We start from the raw sequence: 26,301 nt of genomic DNA on the forward strand, positions 1-26,301 counted from the left end.
CCAGGACGTTCCGTGCGTCCTGACAATCGCGAGAACCAACGGGGAGTTGTCGAAGGATGACCGCAACGACCATCTCGGCTCGGGGCGAGACCCTGGCCTTTCCCGACGGCTTCGTCTGGGGGGCGGCCACCGCCGCGTACCAGATCGAGGGCGCCGCGCGAGACGACGGGCGCGGTCCGTCGATCTGGGACACCTTCTCCCACACGCCCGGCAGGACCGCCGCCGGCCACACCGGCGACGTGGCCTGCGACCACTACCACCGCCATGCCGGCGACGTCCGGATGATGGCGGAGCTGGGTCTCGGGGCGTACCGGTTCTCGGTGGCCTGGCCCCGGATCCAGCCGTCGGGCTCCGGACCCGTCAACGCCGCCGGGCTCGACTTCTACGACCGGCTGGTGGACGAGTTGCTGGCGGCCGACATCACGCCGTACGTGACGCTCTACCACTGGGATCTCCCCCAGGCGCTGGAGGACCTCGGCGGGTGGACCGACCGTGACACGGCCTACCGCTTCGCCGACTACACGCGGATCGTGCACGACCGGCTCGGCGACCGCGTCGGGACGTGGATGACGGTCAACGAGCCATGGGTGGCCGCGGTGCTGGGGTACGGCATCGGCGCGCACGCGCCGGGCCGCGCGTCGGCGGCGGAGGCCTTCCGCGCCTCCCACCACCTGCTGCTCGCCCACGGGCTGGGGGCCCGGGTGCTGCGCGAGGCGGGCGCCCGTGAGATCGCCCTCACCCTGAACCTCGCACCGGTGATCACCCCCGGCCAGGTGAGCGATCCCGACCTCGTGCCGTCCGCCGAGGACGCCGAGGCGGTGAACCGGGTCGACTGCCTCATCAACCGGCAGTTCCTCGACCCTGCCCTGCGCGGGAGCTACCCGGAGCCGGTGCTCGCGATCATGGACCGGATGGGCGGGCTCGGCCACATCCACGACGGCGATCTCGAAGCGATCAACCAGCCCGTCGACCTGCTCGGGATCAACTACTACACGCCCTGCGTGGTGCGGTCGGAGCCCGGCGAACCCTCCAACGCCGCCTACCCCGGGACCGAGGACATCCTGTTCAGCGGCGCCCACGCCCCGACGACCGCGATGGGCTGGGCGATCGTGCCGACCGGGCTCTGCCAGCTGCTCACCCGGCTCTCCCGCGACTACCCCGAGGTCGGCCTGCTGGTCACCGAGAACGGCGCCGCGTTCGACGACGTGGTGACGGGCGACCGCGTGCACGACACCGACAGGACCGCCTTCTTCGAGGGCCACCTGCGGGCCGCGCACGCCGCCATCGAGGCCGGTTCGGATCTGCGCGGCTTCCTGGTCTGGTCGCTGCTGGACAACTTCGAGTGGGCCGAGGGGTACGACAAGCGCTTCGGGATCGTGCACGTCGACTTCGAGACGCAGCGGCGGCTGCCCAAGGACAGCGCGCTCTGGTATCGCGAGGTGATCCGGCACAACGGGCTGCACCGCGAGCGTGTCAGGCGTCCCACGCTGGAGGCGGTCGCCGCCCGCGCCGGCGTGTCGAGGTCGACGGTCTCCCGGGTGATCAACGGTGAGGGCACGGTCAGCGACGAGTTCCGCGCCATCGTCCTGGACGCGGTCAACGAGCTGGGCTACGTCCCCAACTCGGCGGCCCGCTCCCTGGTGACCAGGCGCACCGACTCGATCGCGCTGGTCGTCTCCGGCTCCCCGGCCGGAGCGTACGCCGACGACCCGCTGTTCTCCGCGACCGTCCGCTCGGCCACCCGGGAGCTGGAGGACGCGGGCAAGCGGGTCACCCTCATGCTCGCCGACTCGGCCGAAGGCCGGCTCCGAGTCGAGCGGTACGCCGCCTCGGGACACCTGGACGGGGTGGTGCTCGACTCGACGCTGAGCTCCGACCCGCTGCCCACCGCGCTGGCCCGTACCGGCGTCCCCGTCGTGTCGCTCGGCAGGCCCGCGGTGTCGGCGCCCACCTCGTACGCTGACATCGACAACACCGGCGGCGCCGCCTCGGCGGTCAGGCACCTGCTCGCCCGGGGACGGCGGCGGATCGCCGCGATCGCCGGTCCCCCGGACACGATCGCCGCGCAGGACCGGCTCAGAGGGTACCGCGAGGCACTGCGCGACACCGGGCACCGGTCGATCATCGCCGTCGGCGACCTCACCCTCGCCTCGGGCGCGGACGCGATGCGCCAGCTGCTGCGGGACGACCCGGCGCTCGACGCGGTCTTCGTGGCCGGCGACCTGATGGCGATCGGCGCCCTGCGGGTGCTGAGCGAGTCGGGGCGACGGGTGCCCGACGACGTCGCGATCGTGGGGTTCGACGACATCGAGGCCGCCTCCTACACCGTGCCCGCGCTCACCACGGTACGCACGCCCAGAACGGACCAGGCACGGGCGGCGGTGCGCCTGCTCCTGCGCCAGATCGACGGCGGCCCCGCCTCGTCGACGATCCTGCCCACCGAGCTGGTCATCCGGGAGTCCACCTGACGCACCGGCCGCGAGCCCCGGTCAGCGCGAGGTCTGCAGGTACGCCTTGCGTTCGTCCGGGGTCAGCTCGCGGATGGTGCGGTCACCGGCGAGCCGGAGCACCTCCTCCATCGGGCCGCACACGTCGCACCGCCAGACCCGCACCGTGGAGTCGCCGTGCGCGGTGACGAGGTTACGGCTGTCGCGGGCGAACTCCACGCTCTCGACGGAGGCGCCGTAACCGTGGAAGACCACCGGCTCGCCCTCGCCCGCGGCCGCCTGGATCCTGACCGTGTTGTCGTTGCCGCTGCTGGCCACCCACTGCCCGTCGGGGCTGAAGGACACGCTCCACACCAACCCCCGGTGGCCGCGGAGCACCACCGGCTCACCGCGTCCCGAGACGTCCCAGACCCGGACGGTACCGTCGCTGCCGCCACTGGCCAGCCGCCGCCCGTCGGGGCCGAAGGACACATTCCACACCATCCCCTGGTGGCCGCGGAGCACCACCGGCTCACCATGCCCCGAGACGTCCCAGAGCCGGACCGTGCCGTCCTCACCCGCGCTCGCGACCCGCCGCCCGTCCGGGCTGAAGGCGACATGCCTGACCATCCCCTGGTGGCCGCGGAGCACGAGCGGCTCACCATGCCCCGAGACGTCCCAGACCCGGACCGTGCCGTCACTGCCCCCGCTGACCAGCCGCCGCCCATCCGGGCTGAACGCGGCGTTCCACACCGTCTCGAGGTGGCCGCGGAGCGCGACCGGCTCACCGCGCCCGGAGGCGTCCCAGACCCGGACCACACCGTCCCGCGTGGCGCTCGCCACCCGCCGCCCGTCCGGGCTGAAGGACACGCCGAGCATCTCCCCGCCACCGGGACTCAGTACCACCGTGCCGCCCTTGCCGGTGACATCCCCGATGCGGACCGTCCCGTCACTGCCGGCGTCGGCCACCCGCCGCCCGTCCGGGCTGAACGCCGCGTCCCATACCTCTCCGGTGTGACCGCGCATGATGGCGTCGCCCACCGCCGTCACGTCCCAGAGCCGTACGGTGCCGTCATCGCTCGCGCTGGCCAGCATCCGGCCGTCGGGGCTGAAGTCGGCGCTCCACACGGTTCCTCGGTGACCGCTCAGCAGCAGCGGGGCGATGGTGTCGCCCGCGCTCCAGACGTTGACCGTGCCGTCGTTGCCCACGCTGGCGATCCTGCGCCCGTCGTGGCTGAACGCCACCCCCTCCACGGTGCCGTCGTGCCCGCGCAGCACCATGGAGGAGCCGTCGCCCGGTATGTCCCACAGCCGCGCGGTGCCGTCGGTGCTCGCGCTCACCAGGCGCCGACCGTCCGGGCTGAACGCCACGTTCTCCACCGAGTCCTCGTGCCCGCGAAGCACGGTGGGCCGTTCCTTGCCCTCCGGATCCCAGAGCCGCACCGTACCGTCGCCGCCCCCGGTGGCCAGGCGCCGGCCGTCCGGGCTGAACGCCACCCCCAGGGCCCGCCCCTCGTGCCCGCGGAGCACGACCGAGGACGCGCCGGCCCATCCTCCGCCGCCCGCCTTCCACACCCGTACCGTGCCGTCGTCTCCGCTACTGGCCAGGCGCCGCCCGTCCGGGCCGAAGGACACGTTCCAGACCTCTCCCGTGTGCCCCGGGAGAACCGCGGGCCGGTCACCGCCGGTCAGATCCCACACCCGTACGGTGCCGTCGACGCCGGCGGTGGCCAGGTAGCGCCCGTCGGGGCTGAACACCGGGCTCCACGCCTGGCCTTCGTGCCCCCGCAACACGACCGGGCCCCCCGTCGGCAGGCCCTGCCCGGTCGTCCGCCACACCCGTACGGCCCCGTCACCGCTGCTCGCGGCCAGCAGGCGCCCGTCCGGGGAGAAGGCGACGCCGCAGACCTTGCCCCCGTCGACGGGCAGGATCAGACGCACCCGGGAGTCGACGACCGCCTGTCGCAGGACCGCGGCGGCCTCGACGGTGGGGCTGGCCTCGTACGCCCGCCGGGCCAGCAGCAGACTGAGCTGGGGATCGAGCTGGAGCTGGCCTCGGGCGTCGGCGGCGAGCTGGCGGGAGTAGGCGAGATTCTGCTCGTACCTGGCCCGATCCGCCTGGACGAGGGCCATCACCGCCAGCGCGCAGACCACCATGCCGACCGCCGTCACGCTGATCAGCACCCGGCGGGCCCGCCTGCTGCCCGCCGCGCGCTCGCGGGCCTCGCGCGCCCGCGCGGCCTCCAGGAAGGCACGCTCGGAGTCGTTGAGCCGGTCGAGCTCGCGACCGTCCCAGGCGGTCAGGCGTATCCCCCGGTAGAGCAGCTCGTCCTCACGCCCGTGCTGCTCCCACTCCGCCGCGGCCTCGGTGAGGCGCCGGTGCAGGCGTACCAGCTCCCGATCCTCGGCGAGCCAGCCCCGCAGCCTGGGCCACGAGCGGATGACCGCCTCGTGCGCCACCTGGACGCTGTCCTCGTCGACGGTGAGCAGCCTGGCCTCGGTGAGCCTGGTCAGCACGGTCGCCACCGCCGTGCCGTTCGGTCCGGACAGCAGCTCGTCGGGAGCGACGCGCCGGCGGGTGTCCTCGGTGCCCTCGCCCAGCGCGGTCAGGCGCAGGAACACGTTCTTGACCAGATGGCGCTCCCGGTCGCCGGACTCGTCGTAGACCCGCTCGGCGCTCTGCGCGATCGCCCCCTGGATGCCGCCGGCGGCGCGGTACCCGGCCAGTGTCATCGCGTCGCCCCTGCGCCGCTTCCATGTCTCCAGCAGCGCGTGCGAGAGCAGCGGCAACGCCCCCGGCTCCCGGCGGCAGTCGCCGAGGATGGCCTCGACCAACGCCCGGTCGACCTTGAGCCCGGCGCGGACCGCCGGTCCCGTGACCACCTGCCGCAGATCCTCCTCGTCCATGGGCCCGATCAGCAGCTGCCGGTCGCGCAGCGCGGCCACCAGCGGCGGGTACTCCGCGCACCGGGCGTAGAAGTCCGCGCGGACCCCCAGCACCACCCGCGCCCGGTCGTCGGTACCGTCCGCCGCGGTGAGCAGCCAGTCGAGAAAGGCCACCCGCTCCCTCTCGTCGCGGCAGAGCGTGAAGACCTCCTCGAACTGGTCGACCACTATCACGGCGCGTGCCGATTTCGGCCGTCCCTCAAGCAGCTGGCCGATGTCGAGACGGGCGCTCCCGTGCTCGGCCAGCAGCCCCGCGTGGAGCACCGAGGCGCTGGCCCCCACCTCGTTCGCCATGGCGATCGCGAGCTCCTCCAGCGGATGCTCGCCCGGGGTCAGCAGCAGCGTCGGCCACGCCTTACTCCCCCACAGTGCCCCGTCCCACAGCGCCGGTAGCAGGCCCGCCCGCAGCAGCGAGGACTTGCCGCTCCCCGACGGGCCGAAGACCGCCAGCAGGGAGGTGTCCTCCAGCCGCGCGCGCAACTCACCGACCAGCTCCCGGCGCCCGAAGAACCGGTCGGCGTCACCGGGATCGAAGGTCACCAGCCCCAGATACGGGGCGTCCTCGTCATTTCTGGCCCGCTCCGCCGCGTCGGCCGAGGCGAACTCCGCGGCCAGCGTCCGCCACCGCTTCTCCCAGACCTCGGGATCGCCGCCGCACGCCTCGACGTAGGCCAGGGTGACCGCGAGCGTGGGAAAGATCTCTCCACCGGCCGCCTCCGACAGCGCGGTCACCGAGTAGTGCGCACGCCGGGACAGCTCCCGGTAACTCGGCCGCCCGGCCTCGGTCCGCAGCTGCCGCAACTCTGACGCGAACCGCTGTAGCGGACTCGCGTCGGGATCGAGAGCCCTTTCCGGTCGCCCCATTCAGCCCCCGCCGACACGCGATCGTCGCTCGTCTTCTCCCGAAGATCGATTCTGGACAAGCGAGATGCAACCATGCCTGGCCGTACCGGTCCAGTGGATGGCAAGAATCCCTCGTGGACACGACGAAATCGGCGCCCGTCGAAAACGACGTCGCCGATGGGCACCTCACCCCCGCACCGGCCCCTTGAGAAAACGGTGCGGGGGTTTTCGTGCCGCCGTTTCGGAATCGTTCTCATGCGATCCGGTGGCGAAGCGCCGGCTCCTCCGTTCCCCGGTGGAGGGCCGGCGGCCGGGCACCGCCAGAACCGACTTCGGCCTGCGGACCGATGTGGGCGGAGACGGGTCCCGGTGCTCGGGCGCGCCTCACGTCATCCAGCCGCTTTCGCGGCGCTCGTGGCGGGCGCGGTCGGGGAGGTACGCGGATGCGAGCAGGGCTACATCTCCGGCCTCGACACCGGGGAGGATGTCACATGGCGTCCCTTCGGTCAGCGAGCCGTCTCATCGACGGGCTTTACTCACCTGTTTAGCGGTTTCCGGTTTGTCCAGCACATATCTCATGCACTGGACAAACAACCCTCCCGGCCGGAGATGGGTACTCCGCTGGTGCGACGGCGGACCCACTTCCTCCCGTCATGACGTGTGAGCAGCCCGTCGCCGATCCGGGCGAGACGCGCTCAGCTGTGCACCTTCTTCCCGTCCGCGCCGACCGCGTACCAGTCGGCGCCGAAACTGTTGAGGTCCTGCCCGGTCGTCTCGCCGGCCTTGGTGTCCTTGATGAAGTAGTAGAGCGGGTAGTGGTTGTAGGTCACCTGGGTCGTGCCGTCATCCCGCTTGGTGGTGCCGAGCAGCTGCTCCTTGACGCCCTTGCCCGCCTTGGGCTTTCCATTCGTGAGGTACGGCGGCCACGCCTGCGCGCAGGGGCCGGAACACGACGACTTCCCGCCCTTGTCCTTCTCGAAGAGGTAGAGCGTGCGGCCTCCCTCGCCGACCAGCACCTTTCCGATCTTCGTATCTCCCAGCCGGACCTCGGCCCTGGTCCCCGACGGGGCCGAGGGCGAAGACGAGGCAGGTGTCCCCGGCGATGTGGGCGACGCGTTGACCTGGTTCGCGACCATCGGCTCGGTCGCGCTCCCGTCCCCGGCGCCGCACCCGGCCGCGAACACCCCGAGCGCGAGCACGCCGGCATGAAGCAACTTCCTCATCTCCGACCCTCCAGGTAGCGGTGTACTGCTGCTGCACAGCAGACACTCCGCGCCCCCGGCACAGGGCCACGACACGTACCGCTTGGCCATGCCTTTGCTCACCGCCGACATCTCGCTCAGTGGAGGCGAACCGGCCGGACAGGTCCCGGTCCCCACCACCGCCGGGAGCCGCCGTCGAACGGGTGCCGGAGCAGGTTCCAGGCGGCACCACGGTCCGGGCCACCCCTTGCGTCCCCTTCAACGCCTGTGCCCGAGAGCACATCGACCGGTAACCTCACCGACGAGACGCTGCTCCGCCCGGCACGCGACACCGACGTCGCTCCTCAAGCACGACCCTTCCCGCCCACGACGCTCAGGGGCAGGGCCGCTCTCTGGATTCGATGCGAGAGAACTGCAGATTGTGGGGTAAAGGTGGCGGTCGGACGGGGTTCGCAGACGGCGAGGGGAGAGCTGCGGCTGTACGGGTGGATGCTCGCGCTGGCCGCAGTGGTCCTTACCGCGGACCAGACTTCGAAGATCTGGGCGATCTCGGCGCTCTCGGACGGCGAGCGTATCCCGGTGATCCCACAGCTGATCCAGCTGCGGCTGCTGTACAACCCCGGTGCCGCGTTCTCGATCGGGACGGGCGCGACGTGGGTGTTCGCGCTGGCGGCGGCCATCGCGGTCATCGGCATCCTGTACACGGGGCGGCGGCTGCGCTCGCCCGCCTGGACCGCCGCGCTGGGCGGGCTCCTGGGCGGCGCCGCGTCCCACCTGCTTGATCGCCTCCTGCGTTCCCCCGGATTCGGCCGGGGGCATGTCGTCGACTTCATCGACTACGGCGGCCTGTTCGTCGGCAACGTCGCCGACATCGCCCTCGTCGGAAGCTGCGCCCTGCTCATGCTGCTCAGCCTGCGCAACATCCCCCTCGGGGAGGTGGCCGACCGGGGGCCTGCCTGAGTCGCGAGCCGCACCACCCCCGGGCCCTCCGCCCCTGCCACGAGATCCGGGCAGCACGCCCGCGATGCCCGCCTCCGGCCACCGCGTCGTCCAGGGCACCGATGTGCACACGGACCACGTGGGCGGGCTCGGTGGTGCGGCCCGCCCGCCCGTCCTCTAGTGGACGCCGGAGCGGCGGCGGTGTGCCTTCTGGCGGCATGCCGCGCCGCAGAACCTGGCGGGCCTGCCCGTGCGCGCGACGCGGATCGGAGCGCCGCACACCTCGCATCCCGACGGGCCCACCCCGGCACGACTTTCGTTACGCGGTGCTGCCGCCCATGTTTCGTTACGATCGACCGTCACGTTGCCGCGTTTCGTCGCGCTGTCGCGTCGCATCGCCCCCCGCGCGCCATCGCGTCCCGCCACGGCCGGCGCGGCCTCCGCGCGGGCGTCGTAGTCCGCGCGTGCGGCGGCGATCTCGTTCTGGTGCCGCTCCGTCCAGGTGACGAGCGACTGGATGGTGTCGTGCAGGGTCACGCCGAGCGACGTGAGCCCGTAGTCGACCCGGGGCGGCACGACGGGGTGCACAGTGCGGCGCACCAGGCCGTCCCGCTCCAGATGGCGCAGGGTGACGGTGAGCATCCGCTGGCTGACGCCGTCGATCTCCCGGCTCAGCTCGGTGAACCGGAGGGTGCGCCGGTCGAGGAGCGCGATGACGAGCAGCGACCACTTGTCCGCGACGCGGTCGAGGATCTGGCGGACCTCGCAGTCCTCCCTGGTGTCCCACTGCCGGGCGTCGACGTGGGAACCGGTGTCCGCGCAGTGACTCGGTGACTTCGAAGTGCCTTCTTCCATGGTCGTTGATGGTGCCCCATGATGCGACTACTTACAAGAGGGAACCGATCGCGGTCCCTCCCTTCCCACAAGGAGCCGTCTCGTGTCCACACCACTGTCCCCACCGCCCGGCGGCGCCGACCGTACGGATCACATCGGCGGGCGCGCCCGGGGCATGCTGCTCGTGCTGTGCGGCGCGATCTTCCTGGAGGGGATCGACGTGGCGATGCTGAACGTGGCCCTGCCGTCGATCCGCGCCGATCTGGGCCTGACCACCGGATCGCTGAGCTGGGTGATGAGCTCCTACATACTCGGCTACGGCGGCTTCATGTTGCTGGGCGGGCGAGCCGCCGACCTGCTCGGCCGGCGGCGGATGTTCCTGGCGTGGCTCGGCGTCTTCGTCGCCTTCTCCGGCCTGGGCGGGTTCGCGACCGAAGGCTGGGTCCTCATCGTCGCCCGTTTCGTGACAGGAGTGGCCTCCGCGTTCATGGCGCCCGCCGGCCTCTCCATCATCACGACGAACTTCGCCGAGGGGCCGCAGCGCAACCGTGCCCTGCTGGTCTACGCGGGTACGGCCGCGGCCGGATTCTCCCTCGGCCTCGTCGTCGGCGGCCTGCTGGCCACGGTCAGCTGGCGATGGGTGTTCTTCGCGCCGGTGATCCTGGCCTCCGCGATCCTCCTCGCCGCCCTTGCCCTCATCCCCGGCGACAGCCGCCCGCCCCGCTCCACCGGAGGCTTCGATCTGGCCGGTGCGGTCACCGTGACCGGCGCGATGTTCGCGCTGGTGTTCGCGGTCGTCCGGCTGGAGGACCCCGGCTCGGGATGGGGCTGGACGGTCGCCGCGCTCGCCGCCGGGCTCGTGCTGCTCGCCGCCTTCACCGCGATCGAGCGGCGATCGGCCGCACCGCTGATACGCCTGGGCATCCTGCGCTCGGGTCCGCTCGTCCGCGCCAACCTCGGCGCACTGCTGTTCGGCGGCTCGTTCTTCGGATTCCAGTTCCTCGTCGTCCTCTACCTGCAGGAGCTGCGCGGCTGGTCGTCGTTGCAGGCCGCCCTGGCCTTGCTGGTCGTCGGCATCGACTCCGTACTGGCCCCCACCCTCACCCCCCGGCTGGTGAACCGCTTCGGCAACGTCCGGGTGATCCTCGGCGGGCTGTGCCTCGCCGCCGTGGCCTACGCCCTGTTCCTGCCGGTCGGTCTCGACTGGACGTACGCGGCGATGTTCCCGACCATGCTCCTGCTCGGTCTCGCCTTCGCCCTGACGTACGGGCCGCTCACCATCGCCGCGACCGACGGCGTGCCCGAGGAGGAGCAGGGGGTCGCCGGCGGCCTGCTGTACACCTCGTTCCAGTTCGGCTCGGCGCTCGGCCTGTCGGCGGCGACCGCCGTCAACGTCGCCGCCACCGGGGCCGGCGGATCGCTCCTGGCGGGGCTCGACGGCTTCCGCGCGGCCCTGTTCGTCCCGGTCGCGATGGTCGTCGCGGGAGCGGCCATCATGGTGTCCGGCCTTCGCGGGCGCACCGGGTCCGGCGGCACCCGCCACCGGACCCCGGTCGCCGCCGAGGCCGGGTAGGGCGGGCGTTCCGGGATGCCGACAGGATCGGCGACGCGCTGGGCGGGGGCCGCTTCGCGGCCGACTTCGACCACGGCGGCGGGCCGGCGCCCGATGAGGCCCGATCGATCGTCGGCCGGGCCCCCGTGTGGAGACGCCCATCAGGTCAGAAGGCGTCGCCCCAACGACCGCAGTCGTCGAACTTGTCGGTGCCCTCGCACACCCGGACCTTGAAGTCGTCGAAGCCGCTGCTCCCCTTGAACCCGCCGAACCGGTCGATGTCACCGTGACCGAGGGTCTTGAAGACCTTGGTGTGCGAACCGAACCGGTCGTGCCACTTGAACCACACGTAGCTGTAGGAGCGGTCGCGGTCACGGTCGAACAGGTCGCCGTAGAACCAGTAGCGGCCGCCCTCCTTGGTCCAGTAGCCCTTGAAGTAGGACCGGTGCCCGAAGTCCTCGCCTCGGCCGAAGCCGGAGTAGTAGGGGCCGAAGAAGTGCTTGCTGAAGGTCTGTGCCTGCTGCAGGGCGGTCGCGGTGGTCGTCGTGCCGGCGGTCGAGGCCGTCGCCGCCGGGGCCACGGCCACACCGGCCAGCAGCGAACCGGCCAGGGCCGCTCCGGCGAGAAGTGCGCGCTTCGTGCTCATGTTCATGCTCCCGTGAGTGCGGTGTGGAGACTTGTCGTTCGGACACCACAGACGTTAGAAAGCCACGAAGAACCCTTCTGCGTACGAATCCACACTCATCCCCGAGAGTGCACTATTACGCATTCCCGCCCTTCCATGACGGCCGAGGGACCCGCACCGCGGCGGTCCGGGATCGAACGGCCCTCGATGTCGGCGCCACCCGAGTCATGATCACGTCATCGCTCCGGCAGGGATCTCCATGAGGGCGCGCTGGAGCGGCCCGGCGACGGTATCGATCATTACGGTGCTGGCGCGTGAAGATCCTCATGCTGACGGGCGCCACGGCGTCCGCCCTCGTCCTGTCCCTGCCCGCCATCGCCGCGACGGCACCGGCCGCTCTTCCCGAGCCGCCGTCCGTCACCGTCGCCCGAACCGAACTCGACCAGTTGAAGACGGCGGAGCCGCGCCCGATGACCGGCTACTCCCGCGCCAAGTTCCCGCACTGGTCCGCTCAGGGCGGCGCCTGCAACACGCGCGAGAAGGTCCTCGCCAGGGAAGGCTCGCTCGTCTTCCAGGACGGCCAATGCCGGGCCATCTCCGGCACCTGGAGGTCGGCCTACGACGGGAGGATGATCGCCTCCGCGAGCCAGGTCGACATCGACCACATGGTCCCCCTGGCCAACGCGTGGCGCTCCGGCGCCGACGGCTGGACCACGCAGAAGCGGGGCGAGTTCGCGAACGACCTGAAGAACTCCCAGCTCATCGCCGTTTCCGCCGCGTCGAACAGGAGCAAGGGCGACCAGAGCCCCGACCAGTGGCGCCCGCCGCTGGTGAGTTACTGGTGCACCTACGCGCGCGCCTGGACCGACGTGAAGTTCGACTACGACCTCACCGTGACCGACGCCGAGCGGGCGGCACTGAAGAGCATGCTCGACACCTGCGACGCGGAATGAGCGAGCGGTACCGGTCCGAGGTGACCGCCGGTCCCGGTGGGGTGATGACCGACGAGGTGGGAACCGTCACCGGAGACCTCACCGTGGTCACCGAGATCGCCGACGGCCAGGCCGCCGTCCGCGTGCAGTACACCGGCGCGGAGGAATGGTACGTCGCCACGGGCAGCCCGCTCCCCGTCTCGGCGGGCAGTGGCGAGGGGATCCACGAGGCGGTGGTGGCGATGATCCGGCACGGCGCGCCCGAGGGCGTCGCCCAGGCGACCGGCTGACACCACCGTCGATGCCCCGCTCTCCGGCCGGCGGGGAGCGGGGCATTTCTCGCGCGTACGAGGCCGGCGCGGGCGGTACTCCTGGTCGTGGCCGGCCCGGGATCGTCCAGGCGCCGATGAGGGGGTACGCGGATCTGCGTACGGTGAAGCCTCGGGTGAGCGGATGTCCCGGCGCGGCCGCGCGCCCAGACTCTGCGCATGCCGACCATGCTCATTCGTGCCTTCCGCGTGCCCGACCTCCGGAAGAAGATGCTCTTCACTCTGGCGATGATCACGCTGTTCCGGTTCGGGCAGATCCTGCCCGCGCCCGGCGTGAACGTGGTCGCGGTGCGGGAGTGCCTGAACACGACCCGCGGCGGGCTCATCGACATGTTGCAGCTGTTCAGCGGCGGGGCGATGCTGAAACTGTCGGTGTTCGCCCTCGGGATCATGCCGTACATCACCGCCGGCATCGTGATCCAGTTGCTCACCGTGATGGTCCCGCGTCTGGAGGCGCTCAGGAAGGAGGGGCGTCAGGGGCAGGCGAGGATCACCCAGTACACGAGGTATCTGACGGTGGCGCTGGCCGTGCTCAACGCCACCACTGTCGTGTCGCTGGCTCGCGCGGGCCGGATCTTTCCCGGCTGTGACCGGCAGATACTGCACGACCGGAGCCCGATGACGATCGCGGTGATCGTGGTCACCCTGGTGGCCGGGACGTGCGTGATCATGTGGCTGGGCGAGCTGATCACCGACCGGGGGATCGGGAACGGCATGTCCATCCTGATCTTCACGCAGGTCATCGCCGTGTTCCCCTCCTACATGTCGAACATCTTCCTGCTCAGCCCGTTCGCCCTGGCGACGATGCTGGTCGCGGGCGTCTTCCTGGTGGCGTCGGTGGTCTTCATGGAGCAGGCGCAGCGACGGATCCCGGTGCAGTACGCCAAGCGGCTGGTCGGGCGCAGGATGTACGGCGGAACCTCGACCTACCTTCCGCTGAAGGTCAACCAGGCCGGGATCGTCCCCGTCATCTTCACCTCGTCCCTGCTCCTCCTGCCGCAGCTGGCGATGCAGCTGATGGGCGGCACGGGACCGGTCGCGGCGTGGATCGCGCGCTATCTCGTCTCGGGCGACCACCCGGTCTATGTGACGACGTACCTGGTGCTGATCGTGGCCTTCACCTACTTCTACGTGTCGATCACCTTCGATCCCGCGGAGGTGGCCGACAACATGAAGCGGTTCGGCGGGTTCGTGCCCGGCATCCGGCCCGGACGCCCCACCGCGGAGTACCTGCGGTTCGTGCTCTCGCGGCTGACGGCCCCGGGAGCGGCCTATCTCGGCACGCTGTCGCTGATCCCGATCATCGCGTTCATGCTGCTGCGCGATCCGGCGACCCAGCAGAACTTCCCGTTCGGCGGAACCACGGTCCTCATCATGGTCGGGGTGGGCCTGGACACGGTGAAGCAGATCGAGGCGCAGCTGGAGCAGCGCGACTACCGGGGCTTTCTCAGGGGATCGTCAACCCGGATCTGACCGCGAAGACGACCAGCTGGGCACGGTCGCGGGCGTGCAACTTGACCATGGCGCGGCTGACGTGGGTGCGAACCGTCTCGGGGCTGATGACCAGCTCCGCGGCGATCTCGTCGTTCGATCGGCCGGTGGCGACCCAGGCGACCATCTCCCGCTCCCGGGGAGTGAGGGTGTCGAGGCCCTCGACCGGGGTGATGTCGTGCCGGCCGAACAGCCCGATCACCTTCCTGGTGACGGACGGGGAGAGCAGGGCCTCGCCCGAGGCGACGACCCTGATCGCGTGGGTGAGCTCCTCGGGAGCGCTGTCCTTGAGAACGAATCCGCTGGCCCCGGCCTGGAGGGCGGCGAAGATGTACCGGTCGACCTCGAAGGTGGTGACGACGACCACCCGGGTGGTGTTGAGCGCGGGATCGGCGGCGATGGCACGCAGCGTGTCGATGCCGTCCATGCCGGGCATCCGGATGTCGAGGAGGAGGACGTCGGGACGGGTGTCACCGAGCAGCCGGAGAGCCGCGGCGCCGTCCGCGGCCTCACCGGCGAACTCCAGGTCGGGCTCCCTGTCGATGAGCGCCCTGAGCCCCATGCGCACGACGGCCTGATCATCGGCGAGCGCCACGCGGATCGTGCCCGCCGGAGAAGTCACGCGGTGTCCTGCGACGTCAGCCACCGCGGGGCGTCGGTCGTGGAGCTCTCCGGCTTCACGCGATGTCCGGGGAAGGCTTCACGTCGTGCCCGGGGGGAGCCTCGTGCGGTGCGCGGGGAAAGCAGGCCACGACCTGGAACCCGCCGCCCTCGCGAGGGCCCGCGCTGAAGGCGCCACCGGCCTCCGTCACCCGGACCCGCATCCCGGCCAGCCCTCGGCCCTCGTCCGTTCCGGCACGGCCGCTCCCCCTGTCCGCGACCTCCAGAACGAACCGGCCCGGGTCGCCGGAGACCCGGACCAGGGCTCTGGTCGGGCCGGCGTGGCGCAGGACGTTGGTCAACGACTCGCGCACGACGCGATAGACCGTGCCTTCGAGGTGCGAGGGAACGCTCGGCTCGGCCGGTTCGACGTCGACGGGCAGCCCCGCCGCGCGCACTCCGTCGATCAGCCGGAGCAGGTCGTGGTCGGCGGCCACCGGGTCGATGAGGTCGAGCGCGGAGCGGAGCTGGTTGAGCGCCCGCACGCTGGTCGAGCGGATCGCCTCCAGCGACTCGCGAACCTGGTCGGGCCGCTCGTCGAGCATGAGCAGGGCGACCCCGGCCTGCATGGCGATGGTCGCGAGGCCGTGCCCGGCGGCGTCGTGCACCTCGCCCGCGATGCGCGCCCGCTCCGCGGCGATCAGCTCCCGTGCGCTCGTCGACGCCCGCGCCGTCTCGCCGACCGGCTCGGTGACCGTTTTCACCAGCAGCGCCGGACGGGCCGGCGCCGCGGTCAGGCCCCAGCTCGCCGGGACATCCGTGCCCGTGATCCGGTCGCGCGAAGTCTCCGCGTCGAGGACCTGGCCCGCCGGGACACCCGCGCCGGGGGACCTGGCCGCGACACCCGCGTCCAGGGGCTGACTGGCCGCGCTGCGGGCCTGGACGAGACCGCTGGACGGCCACGGGATGGCCAGCCAGCCCACCCAGGCCAGCATGAGGATGACCGGCAGGTCACGGACCCGGCCCAGGCGGGAAAGCGCCACCGCGGCCGCCGCGAGGGAGGCGTGCGGACGGCCGTCCGGATGCGTGGGCTCGGTCACCGTCCTCCATCAGAACAGACTCGGGTGAACCGATCCTAGCCAGTGCCGGGCGGTCCCGTCCGGACCCGGGGGTGAGCGTGCCCTGACCGCCTACCGGCGGTCTCGCAGGGATTCCAGCAGGCGCGACAGCTCCTCGGTGACGGCCGGGAGGTCACCGGGATCCGTCGAGCGGGCCAGCCACAGGGCCGCCTCGTTCATCGCACCGGACAGCAGCCGGGCCAGCGGCTCCACGGGCCGGCGGGCGATGACCCCCGCCTCGATCAGCGTGACGAGCGCCTCGGTGAGGTGCCGCGCCGAGGACGCCTCGTCCATGGCCCGCCACTCGTTCCAACCGAGCACCGCGGGGCCGTCGACGAGCATGATCCGCTGTATGTCGGGGTCGCGGCTCACCGCGAGGAAGGCCCGGCATCCCGCGACCAGCTGCTCCCACGGGTCGTCGTGCGCGTCCGCCGCCGCCGAGACCCGCTCGCCCACCTCCCGCTGCACCTGCTCGACGACCGCGTGGAAGAGGGCGGCCTTGCTGTCGAAGTGGTGGTAGAGCGCGCCCTTGGTCACGGCCGCCGCCCCGACGATCTGCGCCAGGCTCACCGCGGCGTACCCGTGCCGCGCGAACAGCGTCCTGGCCTCCGTCACCAGCGTGCGCCTGGTCTCCAGTCGTTGCCGTACCCGATCCATCGCGGCCTCCATCATTGGCATACCGATGGTATGTTAACCTCACATACCGACGGTATGTGAATATGTCGAAAGGAGGGGGCCGTGTCCCTCACCAAGTCCCTCACCAGCTTCTACCCGGTCGTCTGCACCGATCGGATCACCGAGTCCCGTGACTTCTACCAGCGGTTCTTCGGCTTCGAGACGGTGTTCGAGGCGGACTGGTACGTGAGCCTGCGACGGCCGGAGCCGCCGTACTACGAGCTGGCGCTCGTCGACCACGACCATCCGACCGTGCCGGAGAAGTACCGCTCGGCGGTGCGAGGACTGATCCTCAACTTCGAGGTGGCCGACGTCGACGCCGAGCACGACAGGCTGGTACGACGGGCGGGGCTCCCGGTCGAGCTGACGCTGCGTACCGAGGAGTTCGGGCAGCGGCACTTCATCGTGGCCGCGCCCGACGGCGTGCTCATCGACGTGATCACCCCGACCGAGCCGTCCGCCGCCTACGCCGGACAGTACGCCGCTCCGTGACCCGGCGCGGCTCCGGCTGTTCCGGTCTCTCCGAGGAGCAAGCGGTTCACCCTCGGCCCAGCCGCCTGCCGAGGCGCTGGGCCGGGGCCTCGATCAGCCGGTGGGTCAGGTAGCAGAGCGGCAGCAGCGCGAGGAGGAATGGGTTCTGGGTGATCCCCCCAGGGGAGTTCCCGAGTTGTCAGCCGGTGAGGGCCTCAGCCGGCCGGGGGGCGGGGGTCCGCTTGGCGTGCTGGGAGGCGAGCTTCGTGGCGACCAGCAGCACGGCCAGTCCGGCGACGGTGAGGGCTGCGCCGGCCCAGATGGGAGCGGTGTATCCGAGGCCGGCGGTGATGGTCAGGCCACCGACCCAGGCGCCGAGGGCGTTGCCGACGTTGAAGGCGGCGATGTTGGCTCCCGAGGCCAGGGTGGGCGCCCGATCGGCGTAGTGCATGATCCGCATCTGCAGTCCTGGCACGGTGGCGAACCCGAAGGCGCCCATCATGACCAGCGAAATCGTCGTCATCACCTGGCTGTGCGCGGTGAGGGCGAACACCCCCAGGACGGCGGTGAGCCCGACAAGGACGATGATCAGCGTCTTTGGCACAGACCTGTCGGCCGCCTTTCCGCCGACGAAGTTCCCGATGAACAGCCCGGCGCCGAAGAGGACGAGCAGCCACGGCACGGACGCGGAGGCGAACCCGCTGACCTCGGTCAGGGTGTAGGCGATGTAGGTGAAGGCGCCGAACATGCCGCCGAAGCCAAGAACCGTGACGAACAGCGACAACCAGACCTGCGGGTGTGCGAAGGCGACCAGCTCGCCGCGCAGCCCGTTGTCCCGCGTCTCGGCGTCTGCCGCGCTGTGGCCGGAGACCAGGGTCGCCACACCGATCAGAGCGATGACCCCGATGACGGTGATGGCCCAGAACGTGGAGCGCCAGCCCAGCTGCTGGCCGAGCAGAGTGCCGAGCGGCACGCCGAGGACGTTCGCGCTGGTGAGGCCGGCGAACATCATGGCGATCGCGCCGGCCCGCTTGGCCGGCGCCACCATGTCTGCGGCGACCACGGCCCCGATGCCGAAGAACGCGCCATGGCACAGCGCCGCGACGACACGTCCGAGCATCATCACCGAGTAGTTGGGCGCGATCGCGGACATCAGGTTGCCGATGATGAAGAGCACCATCAGTCCGAGCAGTACGTGCTTGCGGTTGAACCTCGTCGTGGCGGCCGTGAGGCCGATGGCGCCGACCGCGACGCTGAGCGCGTAGCCGGAGATGAGCCAGCCCGCAGCAGCCTCGGTGACGCCGAAATCCTGGGCGACCTCGGGCAGCAGGCCGGCGATGACGAACTCGGTGAGTCCGATGCCGAAACCCCCGATGGCGAGGGCGAGCAAGCCGATAGGCATGCTGATTCCTTCCAGGCTTCTCCTAGATAAGCCGCGTCTGCAACTAGCGGCGTGGGAAACAATATACTTGCATACGCCTTTAATCAACACGAGCTTGGTAAGCTGCGATCAGAAGTCGAATGGCCGTCCCAGGTGGAGGGCCCTGGCCCCTCAGGAGGATCGGTCATGGGAATCAGGGACGACGCGGTCGAGATCCGCGCACAGGGCTGGCGGACGCTGGCGGCGCTCCACGGCCTCATCGAGGCCACGCTGGAGCGGGAACTTCAGGCCGACTACGACCTGTCGGTCGTCGAGTACACGGTGCTGGACGCGTTGTCGCGACAGGATGGCTGGCACATGCGCATGCAGCAGCTCGCCCGGGCGGCGGTCCTGTCCAGCAGCGCGACCACGCGGCTGGTGAACCGGCTCGAAGACCGCGGGCTGTTGACCCGAATCCTCTGCCAGGACGACCGTCGCGGCATTTACACCGAGCTCACCGGTCAGGGATGGGAACTGCTGACCAGGGCGCGACCGGCACACGACGCGGCCCTCGCCAGAGCTCTGGCCGAGGCGGAGCAGACCCCGGAGCTCGCCCCCCTGGTGGACGTGCTGCACCACCTGCCGGCCCACTCGAAGGCGGTGCTTTAACGCCAAGGAATGGGTGAGCGTCGATAGCCCTGATCACAAGCCATCAAGATTCTTATGTCGCGGAGTGGCCGCGCACGATCTGGATCTTCTCTCCACCTTCCTGGAGATCCATCTCAACGGCTCGCCGACGGCCACGGCTACCAAGCATGGCCTGTCACAACCGACCGTCACAGGCCGGCCGGCGCGGCTGGAGCAGCACGTCGGCGAACCGTTGTTCATCCGATCGAGCCGAGGCCAGAACACAAGATCTGCCGAGGCGACAGAGTAAGGGACCTTCTTCTCAGCCCCAGTTCGAACTGTGGTCCGACGAACCACCACTGCGAGCGTCCTCGTACTGGCTTCCATCGCTGCCCTCGTCCTATTACGGCACATGTACGAACTGGACCTGCGGCATGGCGAAGAAGAACTGGCTGCAGCGGTCATCCCCCTCCTGTCACTGCACCGGCTTGGCCACGCGCAGGTATGCGGCGCGCAGCCTCATGGTGCAAGACCGAGGACTGTCGTTGCCCTATTTGCTGCGTCGAGCACCGCACCGACCAGCTTGTCCTGGGCTTCGCTGAACCGCGATGTCGGTGCGACGATTCCGACGGCACCGACTATGGAACCGTCATGTTTGAAGAACGGGGAGCCGATCGCCGTGATGCCGGGGCTGGAGTCGATGTCAACAGCCCACCCCCTTTTCCGGACCTCCTCGAGTTCCTGTAGCAGAGCCGCGCGAAATCGCCGCTGGGCGGTCGGGGCCATGCCGGTCAGGTTGCGTGCGATGATCTCGTCCCGCAGCGTGGCATCGGCGTGGGCGAGTACGGCTTTGCCCGATGCACGGTGTGGCTCGTTGCCCGTGAGGCCGACATAGAGCCCGCTGACACGCAGCGGTTGCGACCCTTCGACCAGAACTTTCAAGATCAAATTCCTGTCGTCGAGAGTCGACAGGAACGAGGTTTCGGCAGTCGTGTCGGCGAGCTCGCCGACGATGCTCGCGAGCTTGTCGTTGATGTTGAAACTGAGCTGGTAGGTTCGGAACAGGGCGCCCACGCTGGCTCCGAGTCGGAGTGTGGCGTCGGCTCGGCGCTCGAGGTAGCCACGCGCGAGCAGAGTCCGCATCAGGTGGTAGCAGGTCGTGATGTTCAAGCCGAGGCCGACGGAGACCTGTTGCACCGTCGGCGCGGGCTCGGCGGCGGCCACGTACTCGAGAAAGCTCAGTGCTCGCTCGACTGTTTGCAGAGTCTGCTGGGCGGGCTTGCCCGAAGCGCTGTTCACTATCTGAAATTATCAGGTTACGAGGCGGGCGCGGCCCGATGCAGCGGAGCGTTGAGCCGGTCGGTGAACGCGTCGAACGCCCGGACGGGCGGATAGGCGTCGGGGTCAACGATCATGTCGATGACCGTGGTGTTGCTGGAGTCCAACGCTTTCCGCAATGCGGGGGCGATGGCGTCCGGATGATCCACCACGATCCCCGTGGCTCCCACGGCGGTCGCGATGGCGGCGTGGTCCACGGGATCGAACTCCACACCGGTGGTCGTTTCGCCGAACACGGCATTCTCGGCATGCCGCTGGGCTCCCAGGACCGAGTTGTTGAGCACCACGACGGTCACCGGAAGGCGCTCTCGCACGGCGGTTTCCAGCTCGGACCAGACGTGTGCGAAGCCACCATCGCCGACGACCGCGATGACACGTCGCCCAGGCGCGGCGATTTTCGCTCCCAGGGCCAGAGGCAGTCCCCAACCGAGACCGGCCAGACCTCGTGGCATGAGGAAGCGCTGGCCGGGCCGCTTCGCCAGGAGGTAGCCGGCGATCCAGAACGAGGAGTAACTGGCGTCGGCGACCACAATGTCGTCGGGGTCCAGGAGCCGGCCAAGCTCGGCGAAAAGGCGTTCCGGGGCAATGGGGGTCTCACCGGATTCCAGCAGCGGGGTGACGGCCTCGAAGTGCTGCTGACGGCCGGCGGCGATGGTGGCTCTGAGCTCTTCTGACCGAGTGACGCGGAGGGTGAGATCGGTTGCCGCCAGGGCGGCTGTGAGGTCCCCGAGCGCGGCCCGGGCATCGCCGAGCAGGCGTATGGACTCATAGTTTCGTCCCACCTCGAGCGGGTCGACATCGATGTGGATATAGGTGGCGTCGGGGGATGTCAGCGTCCAGCCCTCGGTGCCATTCTCATTCGTTCGGGTACCGACCAGCAGGACGACATCGGCTCCGCCGATCAGGGAGAGGTGAAAGTGCGCGGGTCCGCGCTCGCCGGTGACATTGGCGGCGACCCCCAGTGACAGCGGACCCGATTCGTCCACGGCGCCCTTGCCCATATTCGTCGTGACCACAGGTAGGTGGGCGATCTCCTGCAGCGCGGCCAGTTCAGCCACCGCACCCGAACCGTGCACTCCGCCGCCCGCGACGACCAGGGGTGATCGCGCCGTGGCGATGAGCTGCGCCGCCCGCGATACCGCAGCGGCGTCCGGCCGGGGACGGTCGAGCGGGAAGGCGCCAAGATCCGCAGTGCGCGCGAATCGCCCTGGCACAGCGGGCTTTCCGAGGACGTCCCGGGGGACGAGCAGGACGACCGGCCCGGGCCGTCCGCTGTTCGCCATGGTGAACGCCTGGTCGATCGCATCCTCCACACGCGTGGGATCATCGATGCGCCGCGTCCACTTCGAGACACTCGCGAACAGCGCGAAGTGGTCAAGCTCCTGGAACGCGTTGCGGTCGCGCCTGTCTGACGGCACCTCCTGCACCAGCACAAGCATCGGTATCGATGCCTTGAGGGCTTCTCCCATCGGGGCGACGAGCAGAGTTGCGGCAGGGCCGTTCTGGGCCGCCACCACCCCGATCCGGCCGGAGATCCGAGCGAACCCGTCGGCCATCGCGCCGCCCGCGTTCTCCGTCCGGTACAGGATCTGGCGGATTCCGATGCGCTCGGCGGCGAGCATCAACTCGGTCGGATTGCTTTGGCCCAGGATCGTCTCGACCCCGTGACGGGCCAGTGCACCTGCGATGACGTCGGAGACAGTGGTCATGTCCCGCACTTTTTCAAACTGTGAACTACATGTCAAATATCGAATATTTCATTATTTGAAATAGAATTCAGATATTGACATGCTGATGACGTGGCCCATACCGTCGGACGGTGAGCGTGCCTCGGCCCCTCATCACGAAAGATTTGGAGTTCCCATGACCATCGACACAGGTGAATCGCATCTGAGCCCGGTGCTCTGCCTGCACTCGCTGTTCCTCGATCCGCGCGCCTTCGACGGCCTTGTCTCCGCCGGAGCCGGGCGCTTCCGGTTCATCGCGCCGGAGTTCCCCGGGCAGGTCGGCCGCCTGGACGAAGTTGATGCGACCGTGACCATGGAACAGTGCACCGACGACGTGCTCGCCCTGGTCGACCGGCTCGGTCTCACCTCTGTGTCGATCGTCGGGCAGTCGATGGGCGGCGACGTCGCGGTCCGCATAGCGGCTCGCCGGCCCGATCTGGTCGGCAAGCTGGTGCTGATGGGCTCGTCGGCGAGAGCCGAGACCGACGAGCATCTCGACCTGTTCGGGGCGTTCGTCGACAAGTTCGAGCGGGAAGGATTCACCCCGGAGGTCGTCGACTTCGTCAAGGGCATCCTGTTCGCGGCGACCGTTCTCAACGACCCGGCTCGCTCCGACATTCACGAGACGTGGACCAAGCGTCTCGGTGAACTCTCCCCCAGGCTCGCTCATGCCGCACGTGGCGTCGTCCAGCGGGAGAGCGCGCTTGCCCTGTTGCCTCTGATCACCGCGCGGACGCTCATCATCTCCGGGGCCCAGGACCAGGCCCGCCCGTCGGCCTGGTCGGACGAGATGTTCGAGGCGATTCCGAACGCCGAACTCTGGCGCATCAAGACCGCGGGTCACAGTCCCTGCCTCGAAGCCCCGGACGCCGTCATACCGCGCGTCCTCGAGTTTCTCGCCTAGCCCCATTTCCGCCACCGCCCTGGCTTCTGCGGGTGACCGCGCCTGCACCCCGACAGCGGGTGAGGAGGACATGGTGCCGGCCGAGACCAGCGACGAAGAGCAACTCATCCCCAAGGTCGCCACGCTCGACATCGCCAAGGCAGAGTCCAGGGCCGGGCCTGGAAGGTTTGGGTGCGCCGACCGGTTGGGCGAGCGCGGGACGGAGGTTCCGACACCCTCGGCCTGCTGCTCGCCGTGCTGGTCACCGCCGCCGGCGTGTCCGACGGTGTCGCCGGCCTGCCCCTGCTGACCCAGGTTGCTGCGACTCATCCGACCATCACCAAGACCTGGGCCGACAGCGCCTACTGCACCACCGTCATCGAAAGCGACACCGCCCGATTCCAGCTGGTGCCCTCGCCGGCCAAGGTGCTGAACGTGCCCATCCCGGCCGCGCGCAAGCCGGGATCGGCCTGGGTGGAGCTGCCCCCGCCCGGCCGACACCGGAACCGGGTCGGCTGGGCATGTGCGCGTCGGGTATGCCATGCCTCCACCGTCCGCCGCCTGTCAAGGTGCGCGAGCGCGACCTGGACGGGCCGGCAGCAGACTTGTGCCGGCCCGCGTTCCGGTCAGCTGTTCTTCGTCAGACGCGGTGCCGTTTTCCACACGAGCGCAGTGACAAGCAGCATGAGGAACATCGGTAGCAGCAGTATCGGCCCGGTCGTGACCGAGAGGGCGCCGAGCCGTCCGGCGAGGATGGTCGGGATGAGCAGGAGCGTGTTGTTGACCGCGTGCACGAGGACGGCGACCTCAAGTCCTCCCGTGGCCTGGACCATCACGGCGAAACAGACCCCGGCGAGGGTGTAGTAGGCCAGTGTCCAGCCATCGGCGGAGCCGTGGATCGCGGCGAACTGCAGCCCGGTGATCGCGGTAGCCATGATCATGGCGACTGCGGGACGGCGGAAGCGGGCGCCGATGGCGCGGAAGATCAGACCGCGGAAGAGGTACTCCTCGCCGGCTGACTGCATGGGCACGATGATCAACGCGACAACCGAGAGCGAGATCGTGGTCACGGCCGGTTCGATCGCGCCGGCCGGCATGAGAAGCTGTAGCGCCACCATATAGATGACACACAGCGGGACAATGAACACCGCGGCCCGCCCGAGAACTCGCCATCGGAAGCCTCCCTCGATCGAGGAGAGACGACGCGGGCGCTGGCCATAGATCGCCCATTGCAGCATCCCCGAGACCGGGATCAGTGCGGCAAGCAGAAGGTTCCCTGCGATCCAGAAACCGATCGTGAACGAGGGATTCTCAGGGTCGAACGGTGTCACGCCAAGGAGATGATCCAGTGCGATCCCGGCCGGGGCCGCCGCGACGAACAGCATGGCGAGCATCACCCCGAGCCCGGCAAGTACGGCCGCGATCGTGCGCCAGGGCTGTGGGCGGTCACGCAGTCCATGCACGTACGACGACGGTGCGTCCGGACTCGCCCCGTGCTGCAGGGCACCGTGGTCGGCCGCTGTCGTGTTGCTCACTGTCTCCTCCAGGGTCTTCGCCCTCTTCGCATCGGTTGCGCGAGATGGCCTTGACCTCATTCGAAACTACGACGTAGCGTCGGGGTCAAGTCGACAGGCATGAGACAGGCGAGAGAGCCGATCCGCGCGCACGGTGGCGACCGTTACGCTCACCCTCCTGTCACGATCGGCACCGCCCTCGGGGTCGCTTTAGCCGACGTCGTACACGCTGTACGGCATGCGAGTGCTGTTGGTCGAGGACGAGAAGCGGCTGACCGAACTGCTGCGCAGTGGCCTGGGCGAGGAGGGCTTCGCGGTCGACGTCGCTCACAACGGGAACGAGGGCCTGTGGATGGCGACCGAGAACCGGTGCGACGCCATCGTGCTCCACGTGATGTTGCCCATGCTCAACGGGTACAACGTGGGTCGGCGCCTTCGCGAGGCCGGGAACTGGACGCCGATCCTGATGCTCACCGCGAAGGACGGAGAGTACGCCGAGGCCGGCGCCCTGGACATGGGCGCCGACGACTTCGTGTCCAAGCCGTTCTCATACAAGGAGCGTCGCCGCGCGCGGCGGAAGGTCGAAGGGCGCGTGCCTGCGCGCCGAAGTGATACCCCTTCACGGAGGGCAGCGGCAGGCGGACACGGTGTCGGCCACCGCGCCGGCCCGTCCCTGCTCAGTGCGCCAGCAGGTCGTCCAGTTCGGCCGCGAAGAAACGGGCGGGGTCGAATCCCATTCCGGTGAAGTGGCCGGCGAGTTCCAGGGACAGGACACCGTGCAGCCGGGTCCAGAAGCTCAGGGCCCGGCGCAGGACCGCGGGCGGGGCGGGATGGCCGCCCGCCCAGTCGCGGTGGTCTGCCAGGTGTGCGTCGAACGGCGTCGCGGGACTGTCCGACGGCAGCGCCGTACAGGCGTCGAGCAGGATCATCATGGTCTCGGATGAGATGAGCGTGATGTCGTCGGGCGCGTGGTAGCCGGGGACGGGGGTGCCGTAGATGAGGAGGTACCGCTGGGGGTCCTCCAGCGCCCAGGCGCGCAGGGTGTGCGCCAGCACGGCCAGGTCGGCACCTGCGGCGGAGGCCGAGCGGAGAGTGTCGGCGAGGCTTCGGTAGGCATCCCTGATGAGCTCGGTGATCAGCTCGTCGCGGCCGGCGTAGTAGCGGTAGAGCGCGGGCCCGCTCATGCCCATCTGCTTGGCGATCGCATTGAGGGAGAGCGCGGACGCTCCCGTCGTGGCGATCTGCTCCCACGCGCGTTCCTTGATCTCCGCACGCACAAGAGTCCGGTAGCGCTCGCGGGGGGTCTTCGTCTCCGCCATGACCTGCCACCTTCCCCGCCCGTGAAGCTACACCTTGAAGCTTTAGTTAGAGGGTACCACGAACCCTATTGACACTCCCTCTTAGTGTAGTTATAGCATCTAACATAAGCATTAGGGCTTAGTTAATCGTGGGTGCGCGGCGCGGGTTCGCAGCCGTGCACTCGGCAGACGAAGGGAAAACGCCATGACGACCACGTCCGTGTCACTCGCCCGCACCGGCCGGCGCACTCCGATGGCGGTGACCATCTCCTCCTGGGCGGTCCCCGTCATGGTGCTCGGCCAGTTCGCCCTGCTGGCCATCGTCCCGGTCGCGATCGCGCTGGTCGGCGCGCTCCGCCACGCCCGCGACCGGACGGTTCGCTGGGCGGCCGCGCTTCTCGCCGTCACGTACGCGATCCCGCTCGTCGTATGGCTGACCCGGCCCGACGGTGCGCCGAGCCTGTCCAAGGACATTCACCCCGCCTTCGTCGGGTTGATCGTCGCCGCGTCCGCCGCACTCATCGTGGCCATCCTTCGAGCCGGCCGACGCTGAAGGAGCGTGCCGCCATGT

At 69.7% G+C, this 26,301-nt stretch carries 24 protein-coding genes; 12 read left to right on the plus strand and 12 right to left on the minus strand.

What is annotated here, in order from left to right; genetic code table 11:
• Positions 1–56 precede the first annotated feature (56 nt).
• The gene (locus tag ABT061_RS27320) at positions 57–2,468 is read left to right on the plus strand and encodes a GH1 family beta-glucosidase (protein ID WP_350923124.1); all 2,412 of its coding nucleotides are present in this window, start codon (positions 57–59) and stop codon (positions 2,466–2,468) included.
• Positions 2,469–2,489: 21 nt separating this feature from the next.
• Here ABT061_RS27320 and ABT061_RS27325 read toward each other — a convergent pair whose 3' ends face one another.
• On the minus strand, positions 2,490–6,236 hold the full coding sequence (locus ABT061_RS27325; protein ID WP_350923127.1) for an nSTAND1 domain-containing NTPase: 3,747 nt from the start codon (positions 6,234–6,236) through the stop codon (positions 2,490–2,492).
• 674 nt (positions 6,237–6,910) lie between these two features.
• The gene (locus tag ABT061_RS27330; protein WP_350923129.1) at positions 6,911–7,438 is read right to left on the minus strand and encodes a COG4315 family predicted lipoprotein; all 528 of its coding nucleotides are present in this window, start codon (positions 7,436–7,438) and stop codon (positions 6,911–6,913) included.
• A 411-nt stretch (positions 7,439–7,849) separates the two neighbouring features.
• Here ABT061_RS27330 and ABT061_RS27335 point away from each other — a divergent pair, with 411 nt between their 5' ends.
• Positions 7,850–8,377, plus strand: coding sequence for a signal peptidase II (locus tag ABT061_RS27335; protein ID WP_350923132.1), 528 nt, complete (start codon positions 7,850–7,852; stop codon positions 8,375–8,377).
• A 156-nt stretch (positions 8,378–8,533) separates the two neighbouring features.
• Here the strand turns inward: ABT061_RS27335 and ABT061_RS27340 are convergent, their stop codons facing one another.
• Positions 8,534–9,211, minus strand: a complete 678-nt coding sequence (locus tag ABT061_RS27340) for a winged helix-turn-helix transcriptional regulator (protein WP_350923134.1) — start codon at positions 9,209–9,211, stop codon at positions 8,534–8,536.
• A gap of 82 nt (positions 9,212–9,293) precedes the next feature.
• Here ABT061_RS27340 and ABT061_RS27345 point away from each other — a divergent pair, with 82 nt between their 5' ends.
• A complete protein-coding gene (locus ABT061_RS27345) occupies positions 9,294–10,763 on the plus strand; it encodes an MFS transporter (RefSeq protein ID WP_350923136.1) in 1,470 nt (489 codons plus the stop codon).
• Between the two features lie 145 nt (positions 10,764–10,908).
• Here the strand turns inward: ABT061_RS27345 and ABT061_RS27350 are convergent, their stop codons facing one another.
• Positions 10,909–11,388 (minus strand): hypothetical protein, encoded by a 480-nt coding sequence (locus ABT061_RS27350; protein WP_350923139.1) that lies wholly within the window; start codon positions 11,386–11,388, stop codon positions 10,909–10,911.
• Positions 11,389–11,681: 293 nt separating this feature from the next.
• Between ABT061_RS27350 and ABT061_RS27355 the strand changes: the two genes are divergently transcribed.
• The 3 genes from ABT061_RS27355 to secY all read left to right on the plus strand — a co-directional run bounded on the left by ABT061_RS27355 (position 11,682) and on the right by secY (position 14,101).
• The gene (locus ABT061_RS27355) at positions 11,682–12,320 is read left to right on the plus strand and encodes an HNH endonuclease family protein (protein WP_350923141.1); all 639 of its coding nucleotides are present in this window, start codon (positions 11,682–11,684) and stop codon (positions 12,318–12,320) included.
• Complete coding sequence (locus ABT061_RS27360) at positions 12,317–12,589, plus strand: hypothetical protein (protein WP_350923143.1); 273 nt, start codon at positions 12,317–12,319, stop codon at positions 12,587–12,589. The genes ABT061_RS27355 and ABT061_RS27360 overlap by 4 nt, the downstream gene beginning before the upstream one ends.
• A gap of 198 nt (positions 12,590–12,787) precedes the next feature.
• Complete coding sequence (gene secY / locus ABT061_RS27365) at positions 12,788–14,101, plus strand: preprotein translocase subunit SecY (RefSeq protein ID WP_350923146.1); 1,314 nt, start codon at positions 12,788–12,790, stop codon at positions 14,099–14,101.
• Here secY and ABT061_RS27370 read toward each other — a convergent pair.
• The 3 genes from ABT061_RS27370 to ABT061_RS27380 all read right to left on the minus strand — a co-directional run bounded on the left by ABT061_RS27370 (position 14,076) and on the right by ABT061_RS27380 (position 16,509).
• Entirely contained in the window at positions 14,076–14,741 is a 666-nt protein-coding gene (locus ABT061_RS27370; RefSeq protein WP_350923148.1) for a response regulator transcription factor, read from the minus strand. The genes secY and ABT061_RS27370 overlap by 26 nt on opposite strands.
• Positions 14,742–14,796: 55 nt before the next feature.
• Entirely contained in the window at positions 14,797–15,819 is a 1,023-nt protein-coding gene (locus ABT061_RS27375; protein WP_350923150.1) for a sensor histidine kinase, read from the minus strand.
• A 90-nt stretch (positions 15,820–15,909) separates the two neighbouring features.
• Positions 15,910–16,509: a TetR/AcrR family transcriptional regulator gene (locus ABT061_RS27380; RefSeq protein WP_350923330.1), complete on the minus strand. Its 600-nt coding sequence runs from the start codon at positions 16,507–16,509 to the stop codon at positions 15,910–15,912.
• Positions 16,510–16,575: 66 nt separating this feature from the next.
• Between ABT061_RS27380 and ABT061_RS27385 the strand changes: the two genes are divergently transcribed.
• On the plus strand, positions 16,576–17,004 hold the full coding sequence (locus ABT061_RS27385) for a VOC family protein (RefSeq protein WP_350923153.1): 429 nt from the start codon (positions 16,576–16,578) through the stop codon (positions 17,002–17,004).
• Between the two features lie 178 nt (positions 17,005–17,182).
• Here the strand turns inward: ABT061_RS27385 and ABT061_RS27390 are convergent, their stop codons facing one another.
• Positions 17,183–18,385: an MFS transporter gene (locus ABT061_RS27390; RefSeq protein ID WP_350923156.1), complete on the minus strand. Its 1,203-nt coding sequence runs from the start codon at positions 18,383–18,385 to the stop codon at positions 17,183–17,185.
• A gap of 165 nt (positions 18,386–18,550) precedes the next feature.
• On the opposite strand from ABT061_RS27390, the gene ABT061_RS27395 reads away from it, so the two are divergent.
• Together ABT061_RS27395 and ABT061_RS27400 are read left to right on the plus strand one after the other, a co-directional pair.
• Positions 18,551–19,012 carry a MarR family winged helix-turn-helix transcriptional regulator gene (locus ABT061_RS27395; protein WP_350923159.1) on the plus strand — a complete coding sequence of 154 codons (462 nt, stop codon included), beginning with the start codon at positions 18,551–18,553 and terminating at the stop codon, positions 19,010–19,012.
• A 64-nt stretch (positions 19,013–19,076) separates the two neighbouring features.
• Positions 19,077–19,280 (plus strand): helix-turn-helix domain-containing protein, encoded by a 204-nt coding sequence (locus tag ABT061_RS27400; RefSeq protein WP_350923162.1) that lies wholly within the window; start codon positions 19,077–19,079, stop codon positions 19,278–19,280.
• A gap of 209 nt (positions 19,281–19,489) precedes the next feature.
• Here ABT061_RS27400 and ABT061_RS27405 read toward each other — a convergent pair whose 3' ends face one another.
• Both ABT061_RS27405 and ABT061_RS27410 read right to left on the minus strand, forming a co-directional pair.
• Complete coding sequence (locus ABT061_RS27405; protein WP_350923164.1) at positions 19,490–20,269, minus strand: IclR family transcriptional regulator; 780 nt, start codon at positions 20,267–20,269, stop codon at positions 19,490–19,492.
• 17 nt (positions 20,270–20,286) lie between these two features.
• Positions 20,287–22,026, minus strand: coding sequence for an acetolactate synthase catalytic subunit (locus ABT061_RS27410; protein ID WP_350923165.1), 1,740 nt, complete (start codon positions 22,024–22,026; stop codon positions 20,287–20,289).
• A gap of 145 nt (positions 22,027–22,171) precedes the next feature.
• On the opposite strand from ABT061_RS27410, the gene ABT061_RS27415 reads away from it, so the two are divergent.
• The gene (locus ABT061_RS27415; protein WP_350923168.1) at positions 22,172–22,939 is read left to right on the plus strand and encodes an alpha/beta fold hydrolase; all 768 of its coding nucleotides are present in this window, start codon (positions 22,172–22,174) and stop codon (positions 22,937–22,939) included.
• 605 nt (positions 22,940–23,544) lie between these two features.
• On the opposite strand, the gene ABT061_RS27420 is transcribed toward ABT061_RS27415, so the two are convergent.
• Entirely contained in the window at positions 23,545–24,312 is a 768-nt protein-coding gene (locus ABT061_RS27420; protein ID WP_350923170.1) for a CPBP family intramembrane glutamic endopeptidase, read from the minus strand.
• A 358-nt stretch (positions 24,313–24,670) separates the two neighbouring features.
• Here ABT061_RS27420 and ABT061_RS27425 point away from each other — a divergent pair, with 358 nt between their 5' ends.
• A complete protein-coding gene (locus ABT061_RS27425; protein WP_350923172.1) occupies positions 24,671–25,177 on the plus strand; it encodes a response regulator in 507 nt (168 codons plus the stop codon).
• Here the strand turns inward: ABT061_RS27425 and ABT061_RS27430 are convergent.
• Positions 25,110–25,751: a TetR/AcrR family transcriptional regulator gene (locus tag ABT061_RS27430; protein WP_350923175.1), complete on the minus strand. Its 642-nt coding sequence runs from the start codon at positions 25,749–25,751 to the stop codon at positions 25,110–25,112. The genes ABT061_RS27425 and ABT061_RS27430 overlap by 68 nt on opposite strands.
• 184 nt (positions 25,752–25,935) lie before the next feature.
• Between ABT061_RS27430 and ABT061_RS27435 the strand changes: the two genes are divergently transcribed.
• A complete protein-coding gene (locus tag ABT061_RS27435; protein WP_350923177.1) occupies positions 25,936–26,283 on the plus strand; it encodes a hypothetical protein in 348 nt (115 codons plus the stop codon).
• Positions 26,284–26,301: the final 18 nt, after the last annotated feature.

Source organism: Streptosporangium sp. NPDC002544, from assembly GCF_040295965.1.
GTDB lineage: Bacteria > Actinomycetota > Actinomycetes > Streptosporangiales > Streptosporangiaceae > Streptosporangium.